Here is a 22430-nt window from a genome sequence, read left to right on the forward strand (position 1 = left end):
GTGAACAAGGTACTTCCTTTGGGAGAATGGTCCGATGTTTACGACACGGTACAGAATATTGCGAGTTTGCGTGACCGATACGGCCTGACCTCTGATAATGCCAGCGTTCAAGCCAAGTTTGATCGGATGTTGTCAGCAATGGATGCACTGGAGCGCAATTATAAGGCCACTACGGAGCGGGTCAGCAACGCTGAGCAGCTGCGCGCGAAGCTCAATGAAGTCCAAACCCCGCAGCAGAAAGAAGACCTCCAGTTGCGCTATCAGCAGGAGTTGTTGGAACAGCAGAACCAGCAGATGCGATTGGCAAACATGCAGATGCTTCAACAGCAACAAGAAAAAATGGAAAACGTAAATCGAGGTCAGTCTTTTGAAGACTATATGAGTGGAAAAACCTCCGCTCGACCTGACTATGATTAGAAATAAATATGGAGATATACATGCCAAAGATTTTAAATGTCCTTTCGTTATCTGCATTCTTCCTGGTGGCAGGGTGTGGGGAAGAGAAAGGGAAAGATTTTATTGGTCATTGGCAAGGCCAAGGAAGCGCATCGCGTTCTTCGCTTGATATCTCTCATACTGATGGGTCGTATCACATCGATTTCAGCTACCCCGATCCTGTAATGGGTAAAAAGCTAGAGGTTAATAAACTTGAGGCGGTCGCTGAGTCCGATACTGTTTTGCTTGTACATGCTTCTCTTGGAACCGTTGCCCTTCGACTAGAAGGGGACACAGTATCTATGGAAGATAAGGTGTTTAAAAAATCTCAGTAGGTGAACTCTATGGAGCTTCATGTTGCTCAGAATCTGTATGAGTCAGTAGACAGCTCCCTAGCCGGCATCCTTGGCAGTGGTACTGCCAAGGTAATGCTTGGGGTTGGAGCGCTTTTCGGGACTTTTTGGCTACTGAATTTTACGCTCAAGAGTATTTTCTGGCTTTATCGAGGTATGAATATAGCGTTTCAAGAAGTAGTTATGGAAATCGCTAAAATGGCTTTCATTGCTGGGGTTGCATGGAACGTGGATTGGTACATACAGACCATTGTTCCTTTTGTGACTGGGCTTCCTACCTGGATGGGGGGAGTGCTTTCAGGGCAAGAAGGAAGCCAAGTTACACAGATCGACGCCTTGATTATAAGTTATTGTGAAAATCTACAAAAAATATATGATTCTTTAAGTTTTTCGCTTACAACCTTGAAGGCGGCTTATTTAGGTTTGCAGGCATTAGTTTTGTACCTGATAGGCGGAATCCCTTTTCTGTTAATGGCTGTGGGGACGTTGATAATATTAAAGGTAGCCACTACGGTTATTTTGGCGTTAGGCCCCGTGTTTATAGCCTTCGCCTTGTTTGATCAAACAAAGCAGTGGTTTTGGGTGAATCGCCCCTGGTTTCCTAGACAGTCTCCAAGCTCAGAAAATGGCGTTTCTCATACTCTACCGGTGACAGCTGCATAGCACTGCCGTGTCGGCGTTTAGGGTTATAGAACATTTCGATGTAATCGAAAATATCACTTCGGGCCTCGTCACGTGTCGCGTAGATTCTTCGTCGGATTCGCTCCCGCTTCAAAAGCTGGAAAAAGCTTTCGGCTACGGCATTGTCATGACAGTTTCCGCGTCGGCTCATGCTGCTGATCACATTGTTGGCCTTAAGGAAGCTTTGCCAATCTGAGCTACTGAACTGACTGCCTTGGACGCCCTTCTAAGCGTCAAGTGGATATCGCGCTTTGATTGATAATGCAATTGCGCCTCTGGATGATGCCGTACACCTCGCGCGCAATGTAGCGCTTAAGGCACCGGATAACCTCCAGCTTCGAATGCCCTTCAGCGATACGTCGACTGACATAAGCCTGCGTACGGGCGTCTGTCCGAATACGTCCTATGGCGATGATATGCAAAGCACTGTTCGCGGCACGGTCACCACCTCGATTCAAACGGTGTCGCGTTACCTTTCCTGAAGAGGCCTGGACCGGGCTCACACCACAAAGGGCCGCGAAGCTGGACTCTGAGCGAAAACGATCGCTGTTGTCCCCCGCCGTCAACAGAAGCTGGGCAGCTGTCTCGTAACCAATGGCATTGCGGGAAACCAACTCTGGTGCGAGCTCGTCAACCAAGCCAGCAATCATCACATCCAGGTCTGCGATCTCGTCATGCAGTTCAAGATAACGTCGACCCAGCGTCTTTAGAGCGATCCGATAGGCAGGTGCAACCTGACGATAGCTTGATAAATCTGGACGCCAGGCTGCCAGTGTGCGGATTAATTGCATACGCGTCAGTTTGCGTAGCGGCTCACGAACCTCATCAGGTGCGCTGACAATGATGTTCTGGATGAGTTGCAACGCAACGCGGCGAGCTTGTATGGCGGTCTTGCGGCAAACCTTGAGCACACGCAGCGATTCGACCATTCCATCTCGCTTTTTGGGAGTCACCGTACGAATACCTGCAAAGGCCGCATGTGCAGCATTCCCGGCATCTAATGTGTCGTCTTTGCCGCGTTTACGCCTATCGCTTTTATCAGGCGCGGTCACTTCGAGAACAGTGATGCCGGCCTGCTCCAGGTAGCGCAGCAGGCCGGCACCGTACGTTCCGGTACATTCGATGCCAACGCGCGTCAGCTCACCAAACGAGCGCATCCACGTCAGCATTTGCTTGTAACCTTGACGGGTGGTGGCAAAGCTTTCACTGGCCAGGATACGATCCTGTTCGTCCACAACTGCGGCCACGTGCAGATCTTTGTGGGTATCCACACCGCCTACGATTTTCGTCGAAGTATTGCCGGTCTTGACGTCGCCCATGGTTGGTCGCTCCGGTTCTGTAGTAACAGACTGATTCGCTCGAACCGAATACCTGGACAAGACAGTAAAGTGACGTGGCGTCAGGCCCTTCTTGAGTCACACGTATCGGCGAGGCGGTCACCTCAACGTGCAGTGTTCCCGGTTGGCCGACAGATCCAAGGAAAGACACAGAGTCGATCAGAGTGTGGGTCAGACCAGCCGAGACACTTCACGACCAGATCATCCATCATTGGTCCATCGCTGTGTGAGTCAGACCATCCGGAAACACTGGCCATGACATTCTTACTATCTGAGTGAATCATCACTTGCTGCTGAGGCTTGCGTCGCCAAACGGCCATCAACATTGCGTCGATCGCCAGGTCGCTGCACATCCTGGGCTTCATCGACCAACCAATCACTTGGCGGGAGAACAGATCCAGCACGACTGCCAGGTACAGCCAGCCTTCATAGGTGCGGACATAGGTGATATCGGTTACCCAGACCTTATTCGGCTCACTGACCTTGAACTGTCGCGCAAGGTGGTTGGGCGAGGCCACTGTTTGTTTTCCGCCGTAAAACCCTGGGCGCCGTCGATAGCCCGTTTGCGAACGCAGCCCCTGCGCCTGCATCAAGCGCCCAACCCGATTTCGCCCACAGGCCTCTCCCAGCTCACGCAGGTCATCGTGAATTTTGCGGTAGCCGTACACGCCTCCGCTTTCCAACCAAGCGTGTTTGATCAAGCCAAGCAGGCGCTGATCTTCTTTTGCTCGGGCAGATTGAGGCTCGGCCAGCCAGGCGTAGTAGCCGCTGGGGTGCACCCTGAGGGTTTGGCAAAGGCGCCGAACCGGGTAATCAATCGAGTGCTTCTTGATGAAGGCGTACTTCAGCCGCACTCCTTGGCAAAGTACGCGGCGGCCTTTTTTAAAATATCTCGCTCTTCGGTCACGCGCTTGAGTTCAGCGCGAAGCTGACGCAGCTCGGCTTGCTGATCATCGTCTTGCTGACGCTGCTCCTGGGGCTTTCTATAGCGCTTGATCCAGGCGTAGAGGCTGTGAACGGACATGCCCAGGCGCTGGGCCACATCGGCGACAGGTCTGCCTTTCTCGGTCACCTGCTTGACCGCTTCGATCTTGAATTCTTCGGTATAACGCTGACGACTCATGGCGCCTCCTTTTGGGCCTTATTATGAGGCATGGAGGTGTCTATGAAACCAGGGGCGATTCACAAGGCTGAAATAATTGCCTTATTAGAAGACGCTTCTCAGGCTGAACCCCGCGCCAACCGGGAGCCAGACGGCGAAAGCGAATAAGTTACATAAGTTATGTAACTTACATAACTTACGTAACGAATTGAAGTGAATCCTAGGCGCCACGGGGGCTTCAGACGTTCTAGCTTGCTATGCATAGCAAAGAAAATGTGGCTTAGTGCCGACGCGTTTTCGTTGCAGAGAAATTTCTGTGGTGATAGTGTTCACGCACTTTGCGTTCCCGAACGCTGTACGCCGGTGCTTGCGCAGCCGTTTAGAGGCCGACGTGAACCAGATAGAAAGAGATTTTGAGTGAGATAACCAAATCGTAGAAACCAAAAAGCCCCGGTTGGCGCCGGGGCTTTTTGGAAAATCCTGAACAGGCCTGTTTGAGATCGGGTACCTGTCCAGCACACATAACGTGAGCCAATTATGGCGATCACCACGGCTTCGTGCAAGCCCCAAAAAGTGATCCTAAGTGGCTCACCGCTGAATGGCGGACTTATGGAAAAGATTCCTCCGCAGGCTGTGCCGTACCCCGGCTTTAGCCTGTACACCGAGCGACACCCAGACCTGAATAGCTTCACCGCAGCGCATGGCCCGAGAGCCCCAGGCGGTGAAGCATGAGCCACCTCAAGGCCGTCAGGCTCGCCCCCTCTGACCCTCATTCCGCGTTGCGTCGCCCCGGCCGGCCGATGCCTGCCCGCTATGCCGCGCCGCGTCACCTCACCGAACAGCAGCTGAAAAACCCCCTGATCCGTAGCGCCTATGAGCGGCTGAGCAACATGGTCAGCTACCGCGGCCGCTACCTGCGCCGCCTGGACGGCGTTCACGGTGATCGCCGCACCCGCCGTGAGAAATTCTGCGCGATCGAGCGGGTGGCCGAGCAGCTGCTGGTGCGCCTGGACCTGGCCACCAGTGTGCTGGGCTACATCGATCCGCAGAACGGGCGCTTTGTGCTCAATACGCAGCGCGGCATTGCCGAAGATGCCGGCATTTCCGCGCCGGCGCTGTGCCGTTTGCTGAAGACCCTGGACGATGCCGGCTATGTGTACCGTCGCATCGAGCGCGTGCGCCTGGACGAAAGGGACGACAACGGGCTGCACCTGGTGCGCACCCGTGTTCTGGTGCGCTTCACCAAGCTGTTCTGGAAAGACCTGGGTCTGGCCTACGTCTACGAGCGCGTGCAGAAGTCGGCCAAGAAGCGCCGTGACGCCGCGCTGCGCGACATCGGGCAACAGCGCATGGCCGAGTTGGAACGCCACTCCCTGGAGCTCCAGCGCCGTGAGGTGTCCCGGGAGCGCTGGCAGGCGAAGGAAGCGCGCGAGGCCGGCGTAGAGCGCCCACGCAAGGCGCCCGTCCAGCCTCAACCCGAGACGCGAGGTAACACGGCCGTCAAGGCCGCGAACAAGGTCCAGAGCGCGATGGACAAGCTCTTTGCGTCGGTGGCCAACAAAGCCAAATAACCCCCCTGTTCTGCCCAAAATCCGTATCCGCTCACGCGGAGGCGTTGTCACGCCTGCGATTTAGTGCGTTTTTAACCGAGGTTTCCAGCGGGTATCGCCCGGCCAGGCAACTGCCCTAATCCCTCCGATTTTGCCCCCGAATCGCCCGCCCCGGGAGCGTTCAGCGCGGCGGCTTGTGGAGGCTTTGAAATAAATGGAATTTTATACCCTCTTCAGTTACCCGTCCCGGAAAAACAGGGAATTACGAGGTGTGGAGCCCCCCCTCGTAAAGCATAATGCCCACGCATTTCGTGCCGATGGCACGGCGTGGACAGGTGAACTTCAGTCCCGACTAAAGCCTGTCTAGGCGGCCCAGGGCGGTCCCCGCCCTGCCCTGGCCTGCGGCCACCCTACGGGCGCCAAGACCCGGATAAATCGCCCCAGCCAGGCCTCGCCTGGCTGCGCCTCAACCGGGCGCGCGTGCGCGCAGGCTTTCAGAGCAGGCAGCGTTTGAACGTCCGCACGGTGCCTTCGGTGAAGGCATGCGTTTTGAGCCCCCGGCCTGACCGGATGATGATGCTGACGCGGCAATCGTCACGGCGGCGGTACGCGGCTTTTTTTCAACGTGACAAGGCGTGTGGCTCTGGCTACAGTAGGTGCATTAAACGCACCTTTGAACTGTGATGACCGTGATTGCGACCTACCCTAAAGGCGACCTGCGCCGAATGCTCGCGGTCCTCGCCGCCATCGAGGCAACGCCCGACGCGACCCTGGTCAAGGTCGCAGCCAGGACCGGCCTCGATAAAAAGACCGTGACGCACCTGGCCGCCCAGGCGAGCGAGCAGGCCGGCGTAACCCTCACCAAAACCGGCCCGATCTACACCCTGGACGACTGGGGACCGGTGTTCAACCCGGCCGGCGCGCACCAGGCGTTGGCGGGCGCGCTGAAGGCCCCGGATACCCGGACGTCTACCGGTGGCCCCGACCCTGCTACGCCGGCCATGGGCCGGCAAACGGGGGGCAATGACCTGTGGTCAACGGTATGGCCGTGTGAATTGATCCTGCCGCTGGGGCACGGCTGGGTGGCCTGTAGCGACGCCCTGCCCTGGAATGACTATCAGGGAGAGCTCGAATACATCGTCTACAGCCCCGCGTATGGCGGTGACTTGCACCGGTGCACGTTCAGCTTGAGCGGAGCGCGCTGGTACGACGAACGCCAGGCACTGGGCATCAGCGGGGTGACCCACTGGCGCCTGACCCGCCGCGATGAGCCCCGCGACAGCACTTTGGATGGCCCGCCCCCGACGGTGACGCAAGTGGATGGCGAGCGCCTGGCCCTGCTGCACCAGTGGTGGGAGTGGTATCGCCACCATACTGGCATTGAGGAGGCCTAATGTCTCAGGGATGGCTTGTAAGCCGCGCTGCCGCCGGCGTGCCGTGGTACGCGTTCTCGTAGATCGCGGCGCTGTTGCCGGCGGCTTCACGGGCCATGGCGGCGACAAGCCGGTCCTTTAGCCGCTTCACTTCGGTTTCAAGCTCACCGATCCGGGCCTGCTGGTGTTTGAGCCGCTGCTGGTCGCTGTCGTGCTGGGTCACCAGCTGGGCGATCCGGCGCCGGCCATTGGCGAGTTCGCGGCACGCCTCGTCCAGCTCATGATTGAGCAACGTGCAGTGGTGTTTCCACGCGGCGAGCATGGACGGGATACCCAGGGAGAACGCGTCCTGGTCGGGCGCGGGCAGTGAGTTTGAAGGCTGTGCGTCCATGGCGGCTGTCCGGTTATAGTGTATGAATATACAGTATAACCCTAAGCGCGTGGTTGGGAATGGGCCTGCTGTCGCCATCCTGGAGAACGGCGCGCGCAATCGCTATCCGCCGCGAAGCCCTGCGTTTTGAAACCGAAGGCGCTACCTGATCATTTCGTCGCTGTAAACGACCCTGGCGTCCATCCTTGGCCTAACGTTAGGGGCTGACGCTAAGGAGGATACAGATGAAAGCGGCTAACGAAGTCTGGACCCTGGCCCGCCCCTTGCGTGCCTTCTGGATCGGGGAAGATGCGGTGTATGCCGCGTTTGATGCGCAGGGTGCCTTGCAGCTGGCCAACGCCGAATACGGTTATGTGCGTTTCAGTTTGGAGGACGTGATTCCCTGCGACAGCACGGCGCTACAAGGTCCGGCGTATTCGGCGGCCGGTCCGCGGCTGGGCACCCTCTGGCAGCAGCTGGCCCTGATGCCGGGACCGGGTTACCTCTGTGCGAGGCGGCCATGATGGGTAGCTACGTAGGGCCATCCTAATTATTCCCAAGTAAGTCTAATTGGCTAGACCGCTGGTGTGATGCCGCTGAGCAAATAGGGAATTTAGAGTGATGGTATTTCTCATTCATTACAAAATTGTAATTTTTCGATCATTTTTAGGTTATTAATACAAGCTTATTATAGGGAATGCATGAATGTGGATTGCTCCTGCGGTTCTCACGTGCGGCCTATTCACCTTTCTGCTCCTTTGGTTGGAGGTGAATTTTTTAGCGCTCATCGAGCGCTTTTTTTATTTCTGGATTGTCATTTTCAAGCAACCCTCTCGTTAGGAAGCGTTTTGGATAATACCTCCAACTTGAAACGAGGCACCTCCAGAATGAAACCTAAAAACATGATTTTGACAGTGGTGATGGCTTTGCTCGCTCCCGTCGCATTGGCGAAAGCTAACCCTAAAGCACTGGACCTGGAAATTGAGAAACAAAACCAGAAATCCTTGGAAGCCTATTCCCAGCAAACGGGTAAACCCGTACCAGAGGTAGTGGATTACCGTTACGGTATGAAGCTGGATGTAGCAAAACTGATCTACACTTCCCGCCCTGTAATATATTGCGGAGTCGTCAGTAAAATCATGAGCTTTGAGGACTCGCAAGGGGAGCCTCAATCGGTTCGGTACCGCGACCAAGGTGAATGCCGCACCAGGCATTAAGGTTGGTTTTTGCACTCGGACTTTTGAGCTTTAGTGAATGTAGAATTATATCGAACATTTCAGAATTGTAATTCTACGATCACCTTGCCGTTATCCTATTCCGTTGAAGATGGTGGTACCGCTTTGCGGTAAACAATAAATGGAGCGCGCTATAACGTTGCCCAGCCTTATTATCCAGGTACTGCCAAGGAATCAGGAGCAGATGATGTACAAAATCCCAATTTTCAGCCTGAGCGCATTGTGCGCCGTGCTGGCTTGCCAGGCCAATGCCGAGGATGCCGTTGAAGCCAAAGAAGGCTTTATCCAGGGCAGTAGCTTGAACATACTTAATCGCAATTTCTATATAAACCGGGATTACCGTAAGGGGCAGTCCGATGCGTCCGGCGACAGCTACTCCGAGGCCTGGGCCCAGGCAGCCATCGCCCGCTTCGAATCCGGCTTTACCGCCGGCACAGTAGGCTTTGGTTTTGATGCCTTCGCCATGGTGGGTTTGAAGCTCGATAGCGGTAAAGGCCGCTATGGCCCGGGCGGTAGTATCAATGTAATGCCCGTCAATGATGACGGACGGGCAGATGATGAATATGTCAAAGCGGGTGGAGCTCTCAAAGCCCGGCTATTTGATACCGTTATCAACGTCGGAGACGTCTCCCCCTACACGCCGGTTCTGGCCGCCGGTGATTCCCGGTTGCTGCCTGAAAGCTTTAAAGGGTTTACCGTTACCAACACCAGTATCGACAAGCTGACACTGATGGGCGGCCGGGTCCACGCCATGAGCCAGCCACAGGACACAAGTCTTAACGAGAATTTTGCGACCTTTTACGCAGGGCCAGTCGATTCGCCCTGGGCTGGATATGTAGGGGGAAATTACGAGCTGAATAAAAACCTCACGCTGGGTTTATACACCGGTCGCCTCAAGGACGCCTGGGACCAGCATTACTTTGGCGTCAACTACAGCTACCCCATAAACGACAACCTTGCGCTGTTCGCGGACTTTAACTATTACAATGCTACCGATGAAGGAAAGCGCTTGCTGGGTGAATTCAGCAACAATATCTTCAGTGGTCGTATTGGCGCTACTTATGGCCCTCATACCCTGGCGTTTTCAGCGCAGAAGAACAACGGGAGCGATGACTTCGATTATCTTCGGCAATCGGACTCCATATACCTTAACAACTCTATCCAATACAGCGATTTCAACTCGCCGAAAGAAAAATCCTGGATGGTCAGCTACCAAATTGACATGGGCCATTTTGGCGTGCCCGGTTTGACGCTCATGACGCGTTACGCCCAAGGGCGTGATGCCGACTATTCAGGGGCAAACGATGTGTACATGCGTCGCGATGGTGATGGCAATCCGCTCTCTGACCAGAAGCGTTGGGAACGTAACCTCGAGGCGAAGTACGTCGTACGCAGTGGTACGCTCAAGGATGCCTCGTTCCGTCTGCGTCAGGCGACCACCCGTGCCACCGCATTTGAATCGGATCTGGATGAAATCCGCCTGATTGTAGAATACCCGCTTTCCGTGCTCTGACCCCCCTAGGACAGCAGGCGCCCAGCTTGCTGTTCTCTCTGCCGTCCTCCCCTCTCTGTCCCCTGCCGCTGACGTGAAATCGTAGGAACCCTCGCAGTGAGGCGTTACCCAACGTTCGTATTCCTATTATCGATTCAAGGAGGCACCGATGGGTGCAGGCCATTCGCACAGCCATGGCGATGTTCGCGAAGGACATCAGAAAAAACTGGTTATTGCCTTGGCAATGACCACAGGCATCATGCTGGCTGAAGTCATCGGTGCATGGGTGACAGGAAGCCTTGCACTGCTTTCCGATGCCGCACACATGTTTACGGATGCGGCAGCACTGGCCTTGTCATTAGTGGCCTTGCAAATTGCCAAACGACCCGCTGATCGCCGGCGGACTTACGGGTACGCCCGCCTGGAAATATTGGCCTCAACGTTCAACGCTATGCTCTTGTTCCTGGTGGCCATGTACATCTTGTACGAGGCGTGGCAGCGGTTCTTCCTGCCGGCGGAAATTGCCACCAATGTCATGCTTTGGATTGCCGTTGCTGGCCTGCTGGTAAACCTTGCGTCCATGCGCTTGCTGGCCTCCGCCAGCGGTGAAAGCCTCAACGTGAAGGGGGCGTATCTGGAGGTCTGGGCCGATATGCTCGGCTCGCTAGGGGTCATTGTTGCGGCGTTGGTCATCCGTTTCACAGGCTGGACCTGGGTAGATACGCTGGTGGCTGTCGGTATCGGCCTTTGGGTCCTGCCGCGTACAGTGCAGTTGCTGCGAGAAAGCCTGAATATCTTGTTGGAAGGCGTTCCGGATGGGGTCAATCTTGCCGAAGTGGAAGCCACTATTCTCCAGATCGGCGGCGTAGAGGCCGTGCATGACCTACATGTATGGGCCGTCAGCAGTGGTCACAATCTCCTGACCGCGCATGTGGTGATCAAGTCAGAAGTGGCGGACCCAGACGTTGTACTGGCGGCTGTGATCGAGGCTGTCAGCCATGCCCATCACATCGGTCATTGCACCATTCAGGTCGAACGCGGCGATTTCCACCGGCAGGGCCCCGGTCTCCCGGAGCACTGACAGCGTCTGGATCACTCCTCGTCGCGGCGATGCGCCCACTGATAGAGCGCTGGCAGCACCAGTAGGGTAAGCGCCGTCGACGAAAGGATTCCGCCGATGACGACCGTGGCCAGGGGCCGTTGGACTTCAGCACCGGTCCCCGTGGCCAGGGCCATTGGGACGAAGCCCAGCGAGGCCACTAATGCGGTCATCAGCACAGGCCGCAAGCGCGTTAATGCGCCTTCACGGATTGCCTCTGTTAAAGGCCGACCTTCTTCGCGCAGGTTGCGAATAAAGGCGATCATCACCAGGCCATTGAGTACCGCCACTCCAGACAGGGCAATGAAGCCCACCCCAGCGGAAATGGACAGGGGAATGTCCCGAAGCCATAGGGCTACCACGCCGCCGGTGAGTGCAAAGGGGATGCCAGTGAATACGAGCATTCCGTCTTTGAGGTTGTTGAACATCATAAAGAGCAGCGTGAACACCAGCAGCAGGGCGACAGGTACAACGATCTGCAGCCGCTGAGCGGCGGATTGCAGCTGTTCAAATTGCCCGCCCCAGTCGATCCAGTAACCTGCAGGCACCTTCACGCCTGACTCGATGGCCTGCGCGGCTGCGCTCACGAACGAACCCAAGTCGCGGCCGCGCACGTTGGCTGTGACTATCACCAGCCGCTTGCCATTCTCACGGCTGATCTGGTTAGGCCCCATCACCAGCTCTACCGATGCTACCTGCGACAATGTGATGAAGCTGACACGTGATGGTTCGATGCCCGTCTGGGTTGGCAATGGGATCAGTAGTTGCGACAGCGTGGAAACGTCAGTGCGGAGCTCCTCAGGCAGGCGTACGGTGATATCGAAGCGGCGGTCACCTTCGTACAGCGTGCCGGCCTGTCTTCCGCCTACGGCGATGGAGATGGCATCCTGTACCGTGCCAATGTTCAGACCGAACCGCGCCGCTTTCTCCCGATCCACGTTGATGGTCAGTACGGGCAAGCCTGAGGTTTGCTCCACTTTGACTTCCGAGGCCCCTTCCACCTTTTGCAGGGTGGCGGCGATCTGATTGGCGGTTTGGTTCAGGACTGCCATATCATCACCGAACACCTTCACCCCGACGTCACTACGCACCCCGGAGATCAGCTCGTTGAAGCGCAATTGGATGGGCTGGGACATCTCGTAGTTGCTCCCTGGCACCAGTGCTGCGGCAGCTTCGATTTCCTGGACCAGTGTTTCGCGGCTTTTCTCAGGGTTGGGCCATTGATCGGTGGGCCTGAGCATGACATACGCATCCGAGATATTCGGCGGCATCGGGTCAGATGCGATTTCTGCCGTACCGGTGCGGGCAAATACCCGTTCCACCTCCGGAACATGTTGAAGGATCGAACTCTCTATCCGCTGCTGAATGTCCAACGACTGCGTCAGGCTCGTACCTGGTACCCGGATCGCCTGCAACGAAAAGTCGCCCTCACTGAGGCTGGGAATGAATTCGCTGCCCATCCGGCTTGCCACCACTCCAGAAAGCAGGATTAGCGTCACTGCGCCGCTGAAGGTGATGTTGCGATGGGCCAGTACCCAGTCCAGTGCCGGCGCGTAACGCAGCCGTGCGGTGCGCATCACCCGACCTTCTTCCTCCTTGACCCTGCCCGTTACGAACATCGCCACGGCCGCCGGCACAAAAGTGACCGACAACAGCATTGCGCCCAGCAATGCAATGACCACCGTCAATGCCATGGGGTGGAACATTTTACCTTCGACGCCAGTAAGGGCGAAGATGGGCAAGTACACGACCATGATGATCAACTGCCCAAAGATCAGGGCACGGCGCGCCTCCCTGGATGCCGCGAACACTTCATGGAAGCGCTCGGTGCGCGTGAGCTTGCGACCATGCCTGTGCTGCGCGTGGGCCAGTCGGCGAATGGCGTTCTCCACGATTACCACCGCGCCGTCGACAATGATGCCAAAATCCAAGGCGCCCAGGCTCATCAGGTTCGCACTGACCTTGTTGCCGAGCATCCCGGTGAACGTGAACAACATGGCCAGTGGAATCACCATGGCGGTGATCAGGGCCGCGCGGATATTGCCCAGGAACAGGAAGAGAATCACGATTACGAGGATTGCCCCCTCGATAAGGTTCTTCTTCACGGTGCCGATGGCTTTTTCCACCAGCGTGGTGCGGTCGTAGACCGTGACGGCTTTCACCCCGGCCGGTAAGGTCTTGTTGATATCTGCAAGCTTTGCGGCGACCGCTTTGGAAACCGTGCGGCTGTTCTCGCCCACAAGCATGAACACCGTACCCAGCACCACTTCCCGGCCGTTCTCGGTGGCGGCTCCCGAGCGCAATTCCTGCCCGATTCCCACCTCAGCAAGCTGGCTTACCCGGATAGGGCTGCCCTGCACGGTGGTGACGACGATATTGGCAATATCGTTGATAGTGCTGACCTGTCCTGGCGCACGTACCAGCAGTTGCTCGCCATTACGCTCGATGTACCCCGCCCCGACGTTGCCGTTGTTGCGTTCCAAAGCAAGGATCAGGTCCTCCAGGGTCAGCTGATAGGCCGCCAGTTTTCGTGGGTCTGGCGAAACCTGGTATTGCTTCGCAAATCCACCGATCGTGTTGATCTCCGCCACACCCGGGACATTGCGTAACTGCGGCTTGATGATCCAGTCTTGAATCACGCGCAGGTCGGTAGGGGTATAAGGCTTCCCTTCTGCGTTGAGTGCGCCATCCTCGGCTTCCACCGTCCAAAGGAAAATTTCCCCGAGCCCGGTGGAGATGGGCCCCATCACGGCCTCGATATCCTCGGGCAATTGCTCTTTGGCGCTTTGGAGCCGTTCACTGACCAGTTGCCGAGCGAAATACAGGTCGGTGCCCTCTTCGAAGATCACCGTGACCTGTGAAAGGCCTGAGCGCGACAGCGAGCGGGTTTGCTGCAAGCCTGGCAGCCCCGCCATAGCGGTCTCGACCGGGAAGGTAATGCGCTGCTCGGTTTCCAGCGGCGTGAAGCCGGGTGCGGCTGCGTTGATTTGCACCTGGACGTTGGTGATGTCCGGTACAGCGTCGATCGGCAGCTTTTGGTAGCTGGCAATGCCGAGGCCGGCCATGATCAGTACGCAAATCATCACCACGATGCGCTGTTCGATAGCAAACTGAATCAGTTTTTCAAACATGGAACACTCTCAGCGCGCGTCAGTGGGAATGTTCGGCGCTGGCTTTGCCCAGCTCCGACTTGAGGATGAAGCTGCCATTTGCGGCCACGTGCTCGCCGGCTTCCAGGCCTTTGAGCACTTCAAGGTAACCGCCATCGCGACGGCCGATGTCGACGGTACGGGCCGTGAAGCCTTCATCGGTCCGTACGAACAGGGTTGGCCGGTCTTCTACGCTTTGCAGCGCAGCTTCTGGCACGCTGACGGGGGCAGTGGCTTCCTGCGCAGCCACAAGAACATTCACAAACAGGCCAGGACGCCAAGCGCCTTGCGGGTTGGTCAGGGTCACACGTACTTGAGCGGCGCGGTTCTGTTCCCCCAAAAGGCTGCCCACGTAACCCACCTTGCCTTGCACCTGCGTTTGCAGATCGGGTGCATCGACTGTCACTTCTCGCCCTAAGATGACTTTTTCCAGCTCGGACGGTGGAACGTTAAACGTGGCCCATACCTGCGTTAAGTCGCTCAGGACGAAGGCTGTGGTAGTGCTGTCGACCCGTTCACCCTGACCCAGGTGTTTTTCCACGATCACGCCGTCGAATGGCGCTCGCAGTTCATAGCGGTTGCCGCCGGCAGTGGCAGTGTTTCCACCCAATGCACTGACCTTCTGCTTGGCATTGGCCACCTCAATCTCGGCCTCCTGGTACGCCTGTCGGGCTTGCAGGTAATCCTGTTCAGGAGAAATCTTCTCTTCCCACAGGGCTTTTTCCCGGCTTAAGGTGATGCGCGCTAGCTCCAGACGCTTGCTTGCTGCATTCAAATCACTCCGTTGCTGGGAGATATCCTGGCTTGCGATCACTGCCAGTACCTGCCCCTTGCGGACGGTTTCGCCTAGGTTGGTATTGACCTTTTCAACGAAGCCTGCAAGTTGCGGCACAATGTGACTGGTGCGGTCTTCGTCAAAGCGAATTTCACCGGGAAAGCTCACCGAGGTCCGCATGGGGCGGGCGGCGGCCATCACGACCTCTATTCCAGCGGCATTGATCTGGTCCGCAGTGAGTTTCAAGGCACCTTCTTCTTCGTGTCCGCCCTCCTCGGCGTGTTCGCCTTGTGCATGTTCCGCCTCGTCTTCGCCATGGCTTTCCGCTGCACCGTGTGCTTCCGGCGATATGGGTTGCGCCGAGCTTTCCCGGGCAAAGGACGGCCCAACCGAACTCACGGCGCCCCCGATGACGGCAAGCAACGCCAGTACGCCCAGTACCAGGGCGGCGTGGTTTTTTCTGTTCATTAAAGCTCCGAAGCCCCGGCATCAGCGAGGCGGCAGATAGTCAGTGGGAAATGGGAATGTCTGCCGAAGCGGGGCTCAACGCGGCCACGTCACCCAGCAACCGCTCCAGGGATGCCCGGCCCTCCGTAGCGGTGGCCAAGGCATCGAGGTACTGGGTGCGTGCTCCAATCAGCGTGCGCTGAGCATCGAGCACTTCGAGATAGCCGAATTTTCCTAACTCGAACCCCCGGGTAGCCGCATCAACGGCCTGCCGGGCAGCGGGCAAAACGTCCCGTTCGAAACCTTGTATCTGCACTGCCGCAGTGCTCCATTGGTCGAGCGCGGTCGCTGCTTCGCTGCGCAAACTCAACTCGGCCGCGACACGCAGGTCACGCGACTGGTCTGCTCGACGTGAGGCGGACAAGACATTGCCCTGATTGCGGTCAAACAGTGGTAATGGCACCGAAACGCCTATGACATTCACGCGCTCACGCTCGACCGCTTGGTACTGGCTACCCAGGCTTAGCGTGACGTCGGGTATCCGCTTACGCTGCTCCAGGCTCAAAGCGGCGTCGGCTTGGTCCATTCGCGTCTGCGCCAGTTGCAACTCGGTACTGCGCCCAAGCATCGCCTGCAGCGCGATGGAGGCAGGAGGAAGGCCCGGTGACGGCGAGGTATTGGCTGGCAATGCAGTAACCTCGCCCTCCGCAAGGCCTAATATGCGCGACAGGGCGCGGTATTGATTAGCGCGTTCCGTTTGCGCACGCTTGACGCCAAGGGCGGTTTCCACAAGTTGAACCTGCGCACGCGTAGCTTCCACCGGTGATGCTTTGCCAGCACGTACCCGCCCTTGAGCGACCTCAACCCCTCTGCGCGCGAGCGCCTGAGCTTCTTTGGCTAAGGCCAGTGCCGTATCTGCACGTAACGCCCCGAACCAAGCCCGGGTGACATCGGCTCGCAGCAGATCAGCCTGGCGCGACAGCGCCAGGTCCGCAGCGGATTGGCCAAAACGCGCGGTATCTATGCGTGCACCACGTTTACCACCAAGCTCAAGGGTCTGGCTTAGCGTGATGGTTTCGGTGCGGGTAGCGCGCCGGGTGTCCTCGGTCTCCCAAGACAGCACCGGATTGGGAATCAGCCCAGCTTGCACACGCTCGCCTTCGGCTATACCGATTTCGCGCTGGGCTGCGGCAAGGTCCGGATTATTGGAAAAAGCGGTTTTTACCGCTTCGGACAGCGAAGCGGGGGCGGCCAGGCTTATTGGGCTGAACGGCAGTAGGGCTGCCAAAAGCGCCCAGCGAAAGCGCGGGAATCGGGACATTGAGCAGAAAGCGAAAGCGCTGCTATGGCTGAGCACAACAAGACCTCTGTACAAGTTTGGAAATAGCCAGACCTCATCAGCCCGAACTGTGGCGAAGGCAATTTAGAAAACAGTGGTTATCAAAGGCGTTGCGGCAGCATTACAATTTCGTTATCTAACTAGTTCTCATGAGTATTCGGCTATATTTATTCTGGTAATGCGAATTGGACACTTTTTGAAACAATTATTGATGAAGGCGAGGCGGCCGCTGCTTGCAATCGGCATGAAAATGTGCTGGAAATCGCTGATTTTAAAAAACAAACCTTGACCCTGAAGCGGCTACAGACTTTATGCTAAGGGCTATTGCTGGGTGAAAGCTCGATTAAAAGTTGTACGTTATTTTGGAAATTGGCTATGAAGATTTTGGTTGTAGAGGATGAACAAAAGACTGCCGAATACATGCACCAGGGATTAAGTGAAAGTGGGTATGTGGTCGATATTGCCGGTACGGGTGTAGATGGCTTGTACCTCGCGCGAAGTCAAAACTACGATTTGATTATATTGGACGTAAACCTTCCCGAGATGGGCGGGTGGCAGGTACTGGAAGAGTTCCGGAAAACGCACGATACCCGGGTCATGATGGTGACTGCGCGTGGACGCCTTGGCGAAAAGGTAAGGGGGCTGGAGAGCGGTGCCGACGATTACCTGGTCAAGCCTTTCGAGTTTCCGGAGCTATTGGCGCGGGTGCGCACGTTGCTTCGCCGAAGCGAGAAAACCAGCACGCCCGATGTGGTGACGGTGGCTGATCTTGAGCTGGATCAAGGGCGGCATCGTGCCTTTCGCGGTGGCAAGCGCATTGATTTGACCACCAAGGAATTTGCCCTTCTTCACCTGCTCATGCGCCACAGTGGCGAGGTGATGACGCGGTCGCAAATTATCTCGATGGTGTGGGATATGAATTTTGACTGTGACACCAATGTGGTCGAGGTGTCCATTCGGCGCTTGCGGGCAAAGATAGACGACCCCTTCGAGAAAAAACTGATCCATACGTTGCGAGGTGTTGGCTATGTATTGGAGCTGCGCGAATGACACCACGACGGCTATCCACGCGATTGGGGTTGAGCGTGGGGGCTCTGAGTGCCTTTGTCGTGATCGCCATGGTTATCCTGGCCTGGTTCGAGATCAGCCATCAGCTCGACCTTCGCGCTCGGGAAAGCTTGGCAGAGAAGCTCCAACAGATTCAGCACACGCTTCAGGAAACCGCTGCAACCAAAGCCGACATCGTTTTGCACTCACATAACCTTCGCGATCAAGTCGCGGGTCATGACTATGTAGCATTGATGATCGACGAAACCGCTACCGATGGTAAGCGGCTACTCAGTGTTGGTTCGACCGCAGGCCAAGCGCTGCCTCTGGCGGAGCTTAATAGCGACCAGAGCTACCACAGTCTGGTGTCGCCTGAAGGCTATGAAATGCTGGTGGTATCCAAAGAGGTCAATCTGCGTGGAGGTCAATCCGTCAAAGTATTTCTGGTATTAGAGCGCAAGGATGACGCGCTTCTGGTGAATGCGTACCTCAAATCGGCGCTGCTGGTCTTACCGCTTATCCTGATAATGGTGGGAGGGTTTGGCTGGTGGCTCGTTCGGCGGGGTCTGAAGCCGTTGATGGCTTTTCGCGAAGTCAGCCAAAGCGTTTCCGCCCGGGAGCTCTCTTTAAGGATGCAGACGCAAGGGTTGCCGGAAGAACTTGAAGGGCTTGCCCAGGCTATCAACGTCATGCTGGATCGGCTGGATGCCGAGGTCAGCCAGATGGCCCACTTCTGCGATGATCTGGCGCATGAGTTACGTACGCCCATAAACAATCTGATGGGGAAGGCGCAGGTCACCCTTTCGCGGGAGCGTTCACCCGAAAGCTACAAGCAGGCTTTGGAAAGCTGTACGGAAGAACTGGAGCGTTTGTCACAGATGGTTTCGCAAATGCTGTTCCTCGCCAGTGTTTCGCAACCTTCCTCATTACAGCTCACAACAATCAGGTTACATGAGGAGGCAGGTCGTATTGCAGAAATGTTCCTCCATGTGGCGGAAGACAAGTCTGTCTCATTGACCCTTCACGGGGAAGCGGAGGTCCAGGGCGACCGGCTCATGGTGCAGAGGGCAATATCCAATTTGCTTTCCAATGCGATACGCCACAGTCCGCACGGTGAAGTGGTATCCATAGACATTACCCAGGATGCGGAGGCCACCCGGTTGGCGGTTGCTAATAAAGGCGCCGGGATCGAAGCGGAACATATTCCTCACATTTTCAAACGCTTTTATCGTGTGCACTCAAGCCGCTCGCGTAAGCAGGGGGGCACTGGGCTAGGACTTGCTATTGTCCGCAGTATCATGAACCTACACGGGGGAGAAGTGAGCGCCTGCAGTGCACCGGGCGTATGTACGACGTTTACATTGCAGTTTAGGGCGAATACACGTTAACGAGGCCACCTTACAGATTTCCGGGCCGATCCGACGGGTGGTGGCGCCAGGCGTGCATGCCCCTGTCAACGTAGGCAAGTGCTCTAATGTTTTTGAACTGGTTCTTTTCAGAGATGCGGCTATGAAATTCAAAGATCTTGTTAGCGCTGGACCACGTGTAGCATTACTCACGGTGCTGTTTACCGCGTCAATCGCACAGGCCAGTACTGCTCAGTTGATTGATGTGTACAGGGATCCCAATTGTGGCTGCTGCTCCAAGTGGATTGCTTACCTCCGGGACAATGGCTTCACGGTAAATGACCATTTAGAGGAAAACATGAGCGCTGTGAAGGCCAAGCTTGGCGTGCCTGAAAAGCTTATGTCGTGCCACACAGGCGTAACGGAGGGGAAATTTATCGAAGGGCACGTACCGGTACAGCAAATTGCAGAACTTGCCAGTCGGACCGACCTCGTCGGTGTTGCCGCCCCAGGCATGCCGATGGGCTCGCCCGGCATGGAAGCGGGTGAGCGCAAAAGTGCCTACCAGGTCCTCGGATTAAAAAAGTCGGGTGAGCAGGAGGTAGTAGCTGATTACCCCGCGCGTTGATTGCCTCCAGCACATCGCTGACCTACCGCTGCGCGTGGCTTCCTTGCACTCGCGGCGCGGTACCTTTTTCACATCAGTGCAGTGCGAGACAGGTAATCTTCGATTTTGCTTGACCCTGTAGCTACTACAGGCTGTTGAATGGCCTTATTTCCTTGTTAGCAGGCGCCTTATGAGCCAAGAAAATAAGCCTTCGTCGACGCTGCGTCCCGTTCCTGAGCAGGACAAATGTTGTGGTGCGAATTCCAAGCGCGATTCCCTGGTGAAGCTGCCGGCTAAAAGCTCCTTCGTGCATCTCCATGACCCTGTCGGTGCAGCTCCTACCGGTCCGTGCTGCCCGGCTGAGGGCAGCACGTTAGAGCGGGCGTGCACCGACGATTCAAGTCACGGCCACGGTCAGTGCACAGACGACCATGACCATGACCATGACGATGCACATGGGACCGCCGGGGCGGATACCTGCTGTTCCCAGGGAGCGCACGCAGCGGAAGCGATCGTCCCACGTTCCGTGACTCCAGGCCCTGAAGGGACTACTCAGGTCCGGTACCGCATCGACAAGATGGACTGCCCGACAGAAGAGCGGCTGATTCGTAATCGGCTGGAGCCGATGCCCGGCATCGCCCGGCTCGATTTCAATCTACTGAGTCGCGAGTTGACCGTGCATCATCGGCTGGATGATCCGCAAGCGATTGTCAGCGCTTTGGTTGCGCTGGACATGGGCCCTACCCTTATCGAGGCTGGAGCCCCGCCAATAGCTGCCCCGCCGGCGCTGACGAAGAGATTGAAAGGGCTGCTGGCTGTCAGCGGCGTCGCGGCTGTGGCCGCTGAAGCCATCGCCTGGACAACGGGGCAGGAAGGCTCATGGCCCGTGATGGGTTTGGCTGCTGTGTCCATTCTTGCCGCCGGTGTGCCTACCCTCAGGAAGGGATGGATCGCGGTGAAGAATTTCACCCTGAACATCTACTTCTTGATGTCTTTGGCTGTCCTGGGCTCCGTCGTGATTGGTAAATGGCCGGAAGCCGCGATGGTGGTTTTCCTGTTCGCCATTGCCGAAGCCATCGAAGCACTGTCGCTTGAGCGAGCGCGTAACGCGATCAAATCATTGACCGCATTGGCCCCAGAGACTGCGGAAGTCATGGGCGAAGGGGGCTGGAAAGAGCAGCTTGTCGGAGCTGTCGCGCTTGGCAGCCGCATCCGTGTTCGCACTGGATCACGGGTGCCATTGGATGCGACGGTGGAGTCTGGTCGTGCAGCCCTCGACCAAGCCCCTATTACCGGTGAAAGCCTCCCCGTGGACAAGGTGGTTGGCGATCCGCTTTATGCGGGCAGTATCGTGACCGACGGCATCGTTGAGGCTACGGTCACCGCAGTAGCAGGCCAAAGCACCCTTGCCCGGATCGCTGCCGCGATCCAGGACGCACAGTCCCAGCGGGCACCTACGCAGAGATTTGTGGATCAGTTCGCGCGTTACTACACACCGGCGGTCGTGTTGGTAGCGTTCTTGGTCGCTGTTTTAGGGCCGTTGCTGCTGGGGGGCACCTGGGGGGGGTGGCTGTATGAGGCCCTTGTCCTGCTGGTCATTGCTTGCCCTTGTGCCCTGGTCGTCTCCACGCCTATCACCGTGGTAAGTGGCCTTGCCGCAGCTGCCCGCTCCGGCATCCTGATCAAGGGGGGGGTGTACCTTGAAAGCGGTCGGCTGCTGAAAGTGGTTGCCTTGGACAAGACCGGCACGTTGACCCAGGGCAAGCCTGTTTTAACGGACGCGGAAACCTTCAGTGACCTGCCGATCGAAAAGGCCACGTTGATCGCGGCCAGTCTGGACGAACAGAGTACTCACCCCGTAGCGAAAGCACTGGTCAATGGGTGGAAGACCCAGCAACCTGGCGTTTCGACCCTGCTTGTCAGCGACTTCAGTGTGCTGAATGGACGAGGCGTGAAAGGCTTCATTGATGGCCAACTGTGGCACCTGGGTAATCACCGATTGGTTGAAGAACTGGGAGTGTGCTCTCCGGCGCTCGAGGCCAGGCTTTCACGGCTCGAAAATGCGGGCAAAACGGTCATCGTGCTGTGTGGTGCTGAAGGTCCCGCTGCAATATTCGGGGTCGCGGATACCGTTCGGCCCGAGAGCTTCGAAGCTGTCGCTGCGCTGAAGGCGTTGAACGTTGTCCCGGTGATGCTGACGGGTGACAACCCCGCGACGGCGAAGTCGATCGCTGATCAGTTAGGTGTTACCGATGCACGCGGAAATCTCATGCCAGAGGACAAGCAGACCGCAGTCGCTGAGCTCAAACGTCGATATGGCCACATTGGGATGGTCGGGGACGGTGTGAACGACGCCCCTGCTTTGGCGCAGTCCGATATCGGTTTCGCCATGGGAGCCGCTGGGACAGCCACGGCCCTTGAAACCGCGGATGTCGCAATCATGGATGATGACCCACGCAAGATCGCTGATTTCATTCGGCTTAGTCGTCGCTCCGCTTCCATTTTGAAGCAAAACATCACGCTGGCATTGGGGATAAAAGTTGTCTTTCTAGCACTGGCTCTGTCGGGCATCGCCACCTTATGGATGGCAGTCTTCGCCGACATGGGAGCGAGCCTGCTCGTCGTGTTCAATGGTCTGCGGCTCTTGCGTCGGTGACACGACAGCTGCGGTTTAGACAGCGTATTCGCTGAAG

General features: G+C 56.8%; 18 protein-coding genes and 2 pseudogenes. 13 read left to right on the forward strand and 7 right to left on the reverse strand.

Annotated features, from left to right (window positions below):
- The 3 genes from ACP691_RS20550 to ACP691_RS20560 all read left to right on the forward strand — a co-directional run.
- The coding region (locus ACP691_RS20550; protein ID WP_426154006.1) for a type IV secretion system protein at positions 1-417 on the forward strand (417 nt) is incomplete at its 5' end.
- Positions 418-437: 20 nt separating this feature from the next.
- Positions 438-770 carry a hypothetical protein gene (locus ACP691_RS20555; RefSeq protein WP_426154008.1) on the forward strand — a complete coding sequence of 111 codons (333 nt, stop codon included), beginning with the start codon at positions 438-440 and terminating at the stop codon, positions 768-770.
- Between the two features lie 9 nt (positions 771-779).
- Positions 780-1451, forward strand: coding sequence for a type IV secretion system protein (locus ACP691_RS20560; protein WP_426154010.1), 672 nt, complete (start codon positions 780-782; stop codon positions 1449-1451).
- On the opposite strand, the pseudogene ACP691_RS20565 reads toward ACP691_RS20560, so the two are convergent.
- The 3 genes and pseudogenes from ACP691_RS20565 to ACP691_RS20575 form a co-directional block, all read right to left on the reverse strand.
- Positions 1390-1686 (reverse strand): annotated as a pseudogene (locus ACP691_RS20565) (IS3 family transposase); the annotation flags it as partial. The gene ACP691_RS20560 and the pseudogene ACP691_RS20565 sit on opposite strands and share 62 nt — an antisense overlap.
- 16 nt (positions 1687-1702) lie before the next feature.
- Positions 1703-2788 (reverse strand): IS110 family transposase, encoded by a 1086-nt coding sequence (locus tag ACP691_RS20570; protein WP_426154012.1) that lies wholly within the window; start codon positions 2786-2788, stop codon positions 1703-1705.
- Positions 2789-3042: 254 nt separating this feature from the next.
- Positions 3043-3929, reverse strand: a pseudogene (locus ACP691_RS20575) (IS3 family transposase); the annotation flags it as partial.
- Between the two features lie 779 nt (positions 3930-4708).
- On the opposite strand from ACP691_RS20575, the gene ACP691_RS20580 reads away from it, so the two are divergent.
- Both ACP691_RS20580 and ACP691_RS20585 read left to right on the forward strand, forming a co-directional pair.
- The gene (locus ACP691_RS20580) at positions 4709-5479 is read left to right on the forward strand and encodes a MarR family transcriptional regulator (protein ID WP_040259263.1); all 771 of its coding nucleotides are present in this window, start codon (positions 4709-4711) and stop codon (positions 5477-5479) included.
- A gap of 662 nt (positions 5480-6141) precedes the next feature.
- Positions 6142-6852: a hypothetical protein gene (locus ACP691_RS20585; RefSeq protein WP_232430877.1), complete on the forward strand. Its 711-nt coding sequence runs from the start codon at positions 6142-6144 to the stop codon at positions 6850-6852.
- 4 nt (positions 6853-6856) lie between these two features.
- Here the strand turns inward: ACP691_RS20585 and ACP691_RS20590 are convergent, their stop codons facing one another.
- The gene (locus ACP691_RS20590; protein ID WP_040259207.1) at positions 6857-7222 is read right to left on the reverse strand and encodes a hypothetical protein; all 366 of its coding nucleotides are present in this window, start codon (positions 7220-7222) and stop codon (positions 6857-6859) included.
- Between the two features lie 224 nt (positions 7223-7446).
- Here ACP691_RS20590 and ACP691_RS20595 point away from each other — a divergent pair, with 224 nt between their 5' ends.
- The 4 genes from ACP691_RS20595 (at position 7447) to ACP691_RS20610 (ending at position 11009) form a co-directional block, all read left to right on the forward strand.
- The gene (locus tag ACP691_RS20595; RefSeq protein ID WP_040259206.1) at positions 7447-7725 is read left to right on the forward strand and encodes a hypothetical protein; all 279 of its coding nucleotides are present in this window, start codon (positions 7447-7449) and stop codon (positions 7723-7725) included.
- Between the two features lie 363 nt (positions 7726-8088).
- Positions 8089-8418 carry a DUF2790 domain-containing protein gene (locus ACP691_RS20600; RefSeq protein WP_088776173.1) on the forward strand — a complete coding sequence of 110 codons (330 nt, stop codon included), beginning with the start codon at positions 8089-8091 and terminating at the stop codon, positions 8416-8418.
- Positions 8419-8623: 205 nt separating this feature from the next.
- Positions 8624-9949, forward strand: a complete 1326-nt coding sequence (locus tag ACP691_RS20605) for an OprD family porin (protein ID WP_040259205.1) — start codon at positions 8624-8626, stop codon at positions 9947-9949.
- A 148-nt stretch (positions 9950-10097) separates the two neighbouring features.
- Positions 10098-11009: a cation diffusion facilitator family transporter gene (locus ACP691_RS20610; protein ID WP_040259204.1), complete on the forward strand. Its 912-nt coding sequence runs from the start codon at positions 10098-10100 to the stop codon at positions 11007-11009.
- Positions 11010-11020: 11 nt separating this feature from the next.
- Here the strand turns inward: ACP691_RS20610 and ACP691_RS20615 are convergent, their stop codons facing one another.
- Genes ACP691_RS20615 through ACP691_RS20625 form a run of 3 tightly spaced genes read right to left on the reverse strand, consistent with a single transcriptional unit; the run spans position 11021 to position 16719 of the window.
- Positions 11021-14158 (reverse strand): efflux RND transporter permease subunit, encoded by a 3138-nt coding sequence (locus ACP691_RS20615; protein WP_040259203.1) that lies wholly within the window; start codon positions 14156-14158, stop codon positions 11021-11023.
- 19 nt (positions 14159-14177) lie between these two features.
- Positions 14178-15419: an efflux RND transporter periplasmic adaptor subunit gene (locus ACP691_RS20620; protein WP_040259202.1), complete on the reverse strand. Its 1242-nt coding sequence runs from the start codon at positions 15417-15419 to the stop codon at positions 14178-14180.
- A 40-nt stretch (positions 15420-15459) separates the two neighbouring features.
- Positions 15460-16719 carry a TolC family protein gene (locus ACP691_RS20625; RefSeq protein ID WP_040259260.1) on the reverse strand — a complete coding sequence of 420 codons (1260 nt, stop codon included), beginning with the start codon at positions 16717-16719 and terminating at the stop codon, positions 15460-15462.
- A 393-nt stretch (positions 16720-17112) separates the two neighbouring features.
- On the opposite strand from ACP691_RS20625, the gene ACP691_RS20630 reads away from it, so the two are divergent.
- The 4 genes from ACP691_RS20630 to ACP691_RS20645 all read left to right on the forward strand — a co-directional run bounded on the left by ACP691_RS20630 (position 17113) and on the right by ACP691_RS20645 (position 22393).
- Entirely contained in the window at positions 17113-17787 is a 675-nt protein-coding gene (locus ACP691_RS20630; protein ID WP_040259201.1) for a heavy metal response regulator transcription factor, read from the forward strand.
- On the forward strand, positions 17784-19172 hold the full coding sequence (locus ACP691_RS20635) for a heavy metal sensor histidine kinase (RefSeq protein WP_040259200.1): 1389 nt from the start codon (positions 17784-17786) through the stop codon (positions 19170-19172). The genes ACP691_RS20630 and ACP691_RS20635 overlap by 4 nt, the downstream gene beginning before the upstream one ends.
- Positions 19173-19293: 121 nt before the next feature.
- Positions 19294-19758, forward strand: a complete 465-nt coding sequence (locus ACP691_RS20640; RefSeq protein ID WP_040259199.1) for a DUF411 domain-containing protein — start codon at positions 19294-19296, stop codon at positions 19756-19758.
- Between the two features lie 169 nt (positions 19759-19927).
- A complete protein-coding gene (locus ACP691_RS20645) occupies positions 19928-22393 on the forward strand; it encodes a heavy metal translocating P-type ATPase (RefSeq protein WP_232430876.1) in 2466 nt (821 codons plus the stop codon).
- The last annotated feature ends 37 nt before the right edge of the window (positions 22394-22430 follow it).

Origin of the sequence: Pseudomonas sp. DC3200b2 (assembly GCF_049895785.1) — a bacterium.
In the GTDB taxonomy this organism is placed as follows: domain Bacteria; phylum Pseudomonadota; class Gammaproteobacteria; order Pseudomonadales; family Pseudomonadaceae; genus Aquipseudomonas; species Aquipseudomonas massiliensis.

What these genes read in the sequence shown, in the direction of transcription:
- ACP691_RS20555 (WP_426154008.1), top strand. Translation starts at nt 438, where the DNA reads ATGCCAAAGATTTTAAATGTCCTTTCGTTATCTGCATTCTTCCTGGTG.
- ACP691_RS20560 (WP_426154010.1), top strand. Translation starts at nt 780, where the DNA reads ATGGAGCTTCATGTTGCTCAGAATCTGTATGAGTCAGTAGACAGCTCC.
- ACP691_RS20570 (WP_426154012.1), bottom strand. Translation starts at nt 2,788, where the DNA reads ATGGGCGACGTCAAGACCGGCAATACTTCGACGAAAATCGTAGGCGGT.
- ACP691_RS20580 (WP_040259263.1), top strand. Translation starts at nt 4,709, where the DNA reads ATGCCTGCCCGCTATGCCGCGCCGCGTCACCTCACCGAACAGCAGCTG.
- ACP691_RS20585 (WP_232430877.1), top strand. Translation starts at nt 6,142, where the DNA reads ATGACCGTGATTGCGACCTACCCTAAAGGCGACCTGCGCCGAATGCTC.
- ACP691_RS20590 (WP_040259207.1), bottom strand. Translation starts at nt 7,222, where the DNA reads ATGGACGCACAGCCTTCAAACTCACTGCCCGCGCCCGACCAGGACGCG.
- ACP691_RS20595 (WP_040259206.1), top strand. Translation starts at nt 7,447, where the DNA reads ATGAAAGCGGCTAACGAAGTCTGGACCCTGGCCCGCCCCTTGCGTGCC.
- ACP691_RS20600 (WP_088776173.1), top strand. Translation starts at nt 8,089, where the DNA reads ATGAAACCTAAAAACATGATTTTGACAGTGGTGATGGCTTTGCTCGCT.
- ACP691_RS20605 (WP_040259205.1), top strand. Translation starts at nt 8,624, where the DNA reads ATGTACAAAATCCCAATTTTCAGCCTGAGCGCATTGTGCGCCGTGCTG.
- ACP691_RS20610 (WP_040259204.1), top strand. Translation starts at nt 10,098, where the DNA reads ATGGGTGCAGGCCATTCGCACAGCCATGGCGATGTTCGCGAAGGACAT.
- ACP691_RS20615 (WP_040259203.1), bottom strand. Translation starts at nt 14,158, where the DNA reads ATGTTTGAAAAACTGATTCAGTTTGCTATCGAACAGCGCATCGTGGTG.
- ACP691_RS20620 (WP_040259202.1), bottom strand. Translation starts at nt 15,419, where the DNA reads ATGAACAGAAAAAACCACGCCGCCCTGGTACTGGGCGTACTGGCGTTG.
- ACP691_RS20625 (WP_040259260.1), bottom strand. Translation starts at nt 16,719, where the DNA reads ATGTCCCGATTCCCGCGCTTTCGCTGGGCGCTTTTGGCAGCCCTACTG.
- ACP691_RS20630 (WP_040259201.1), top strand. Translation starts at nt 17,113, where the DNA reads ATGAAGATTTTGGTTGTAGAGGATGAACAAAAGACTGCCGAATACATG.
- ACP691_RS20635 (WP_040259200.1), top strand. Translation starts at nt 17,784, where the DNA reads ATGACACCACGACGGCTATCCACGCGATTGGGGTTGAGCGTGGGGGCT.
- ACP691_RS20640 (WP_040259199.1), top strand. Translation starts at nt 19,294, where the DNA reads ATGAAATTCAAAGATCTTGTTAGCGCTGGACCACGTGTAGCATTACTC.
- ACP691_RS20645 (WP_232430876.1), top strand. Translation starts at nt 19,928, where the DNA reads ATGAGCCAAGAAAATAAGCCTTCGTCGACGCTGCGTCCCGTTCCTGAG.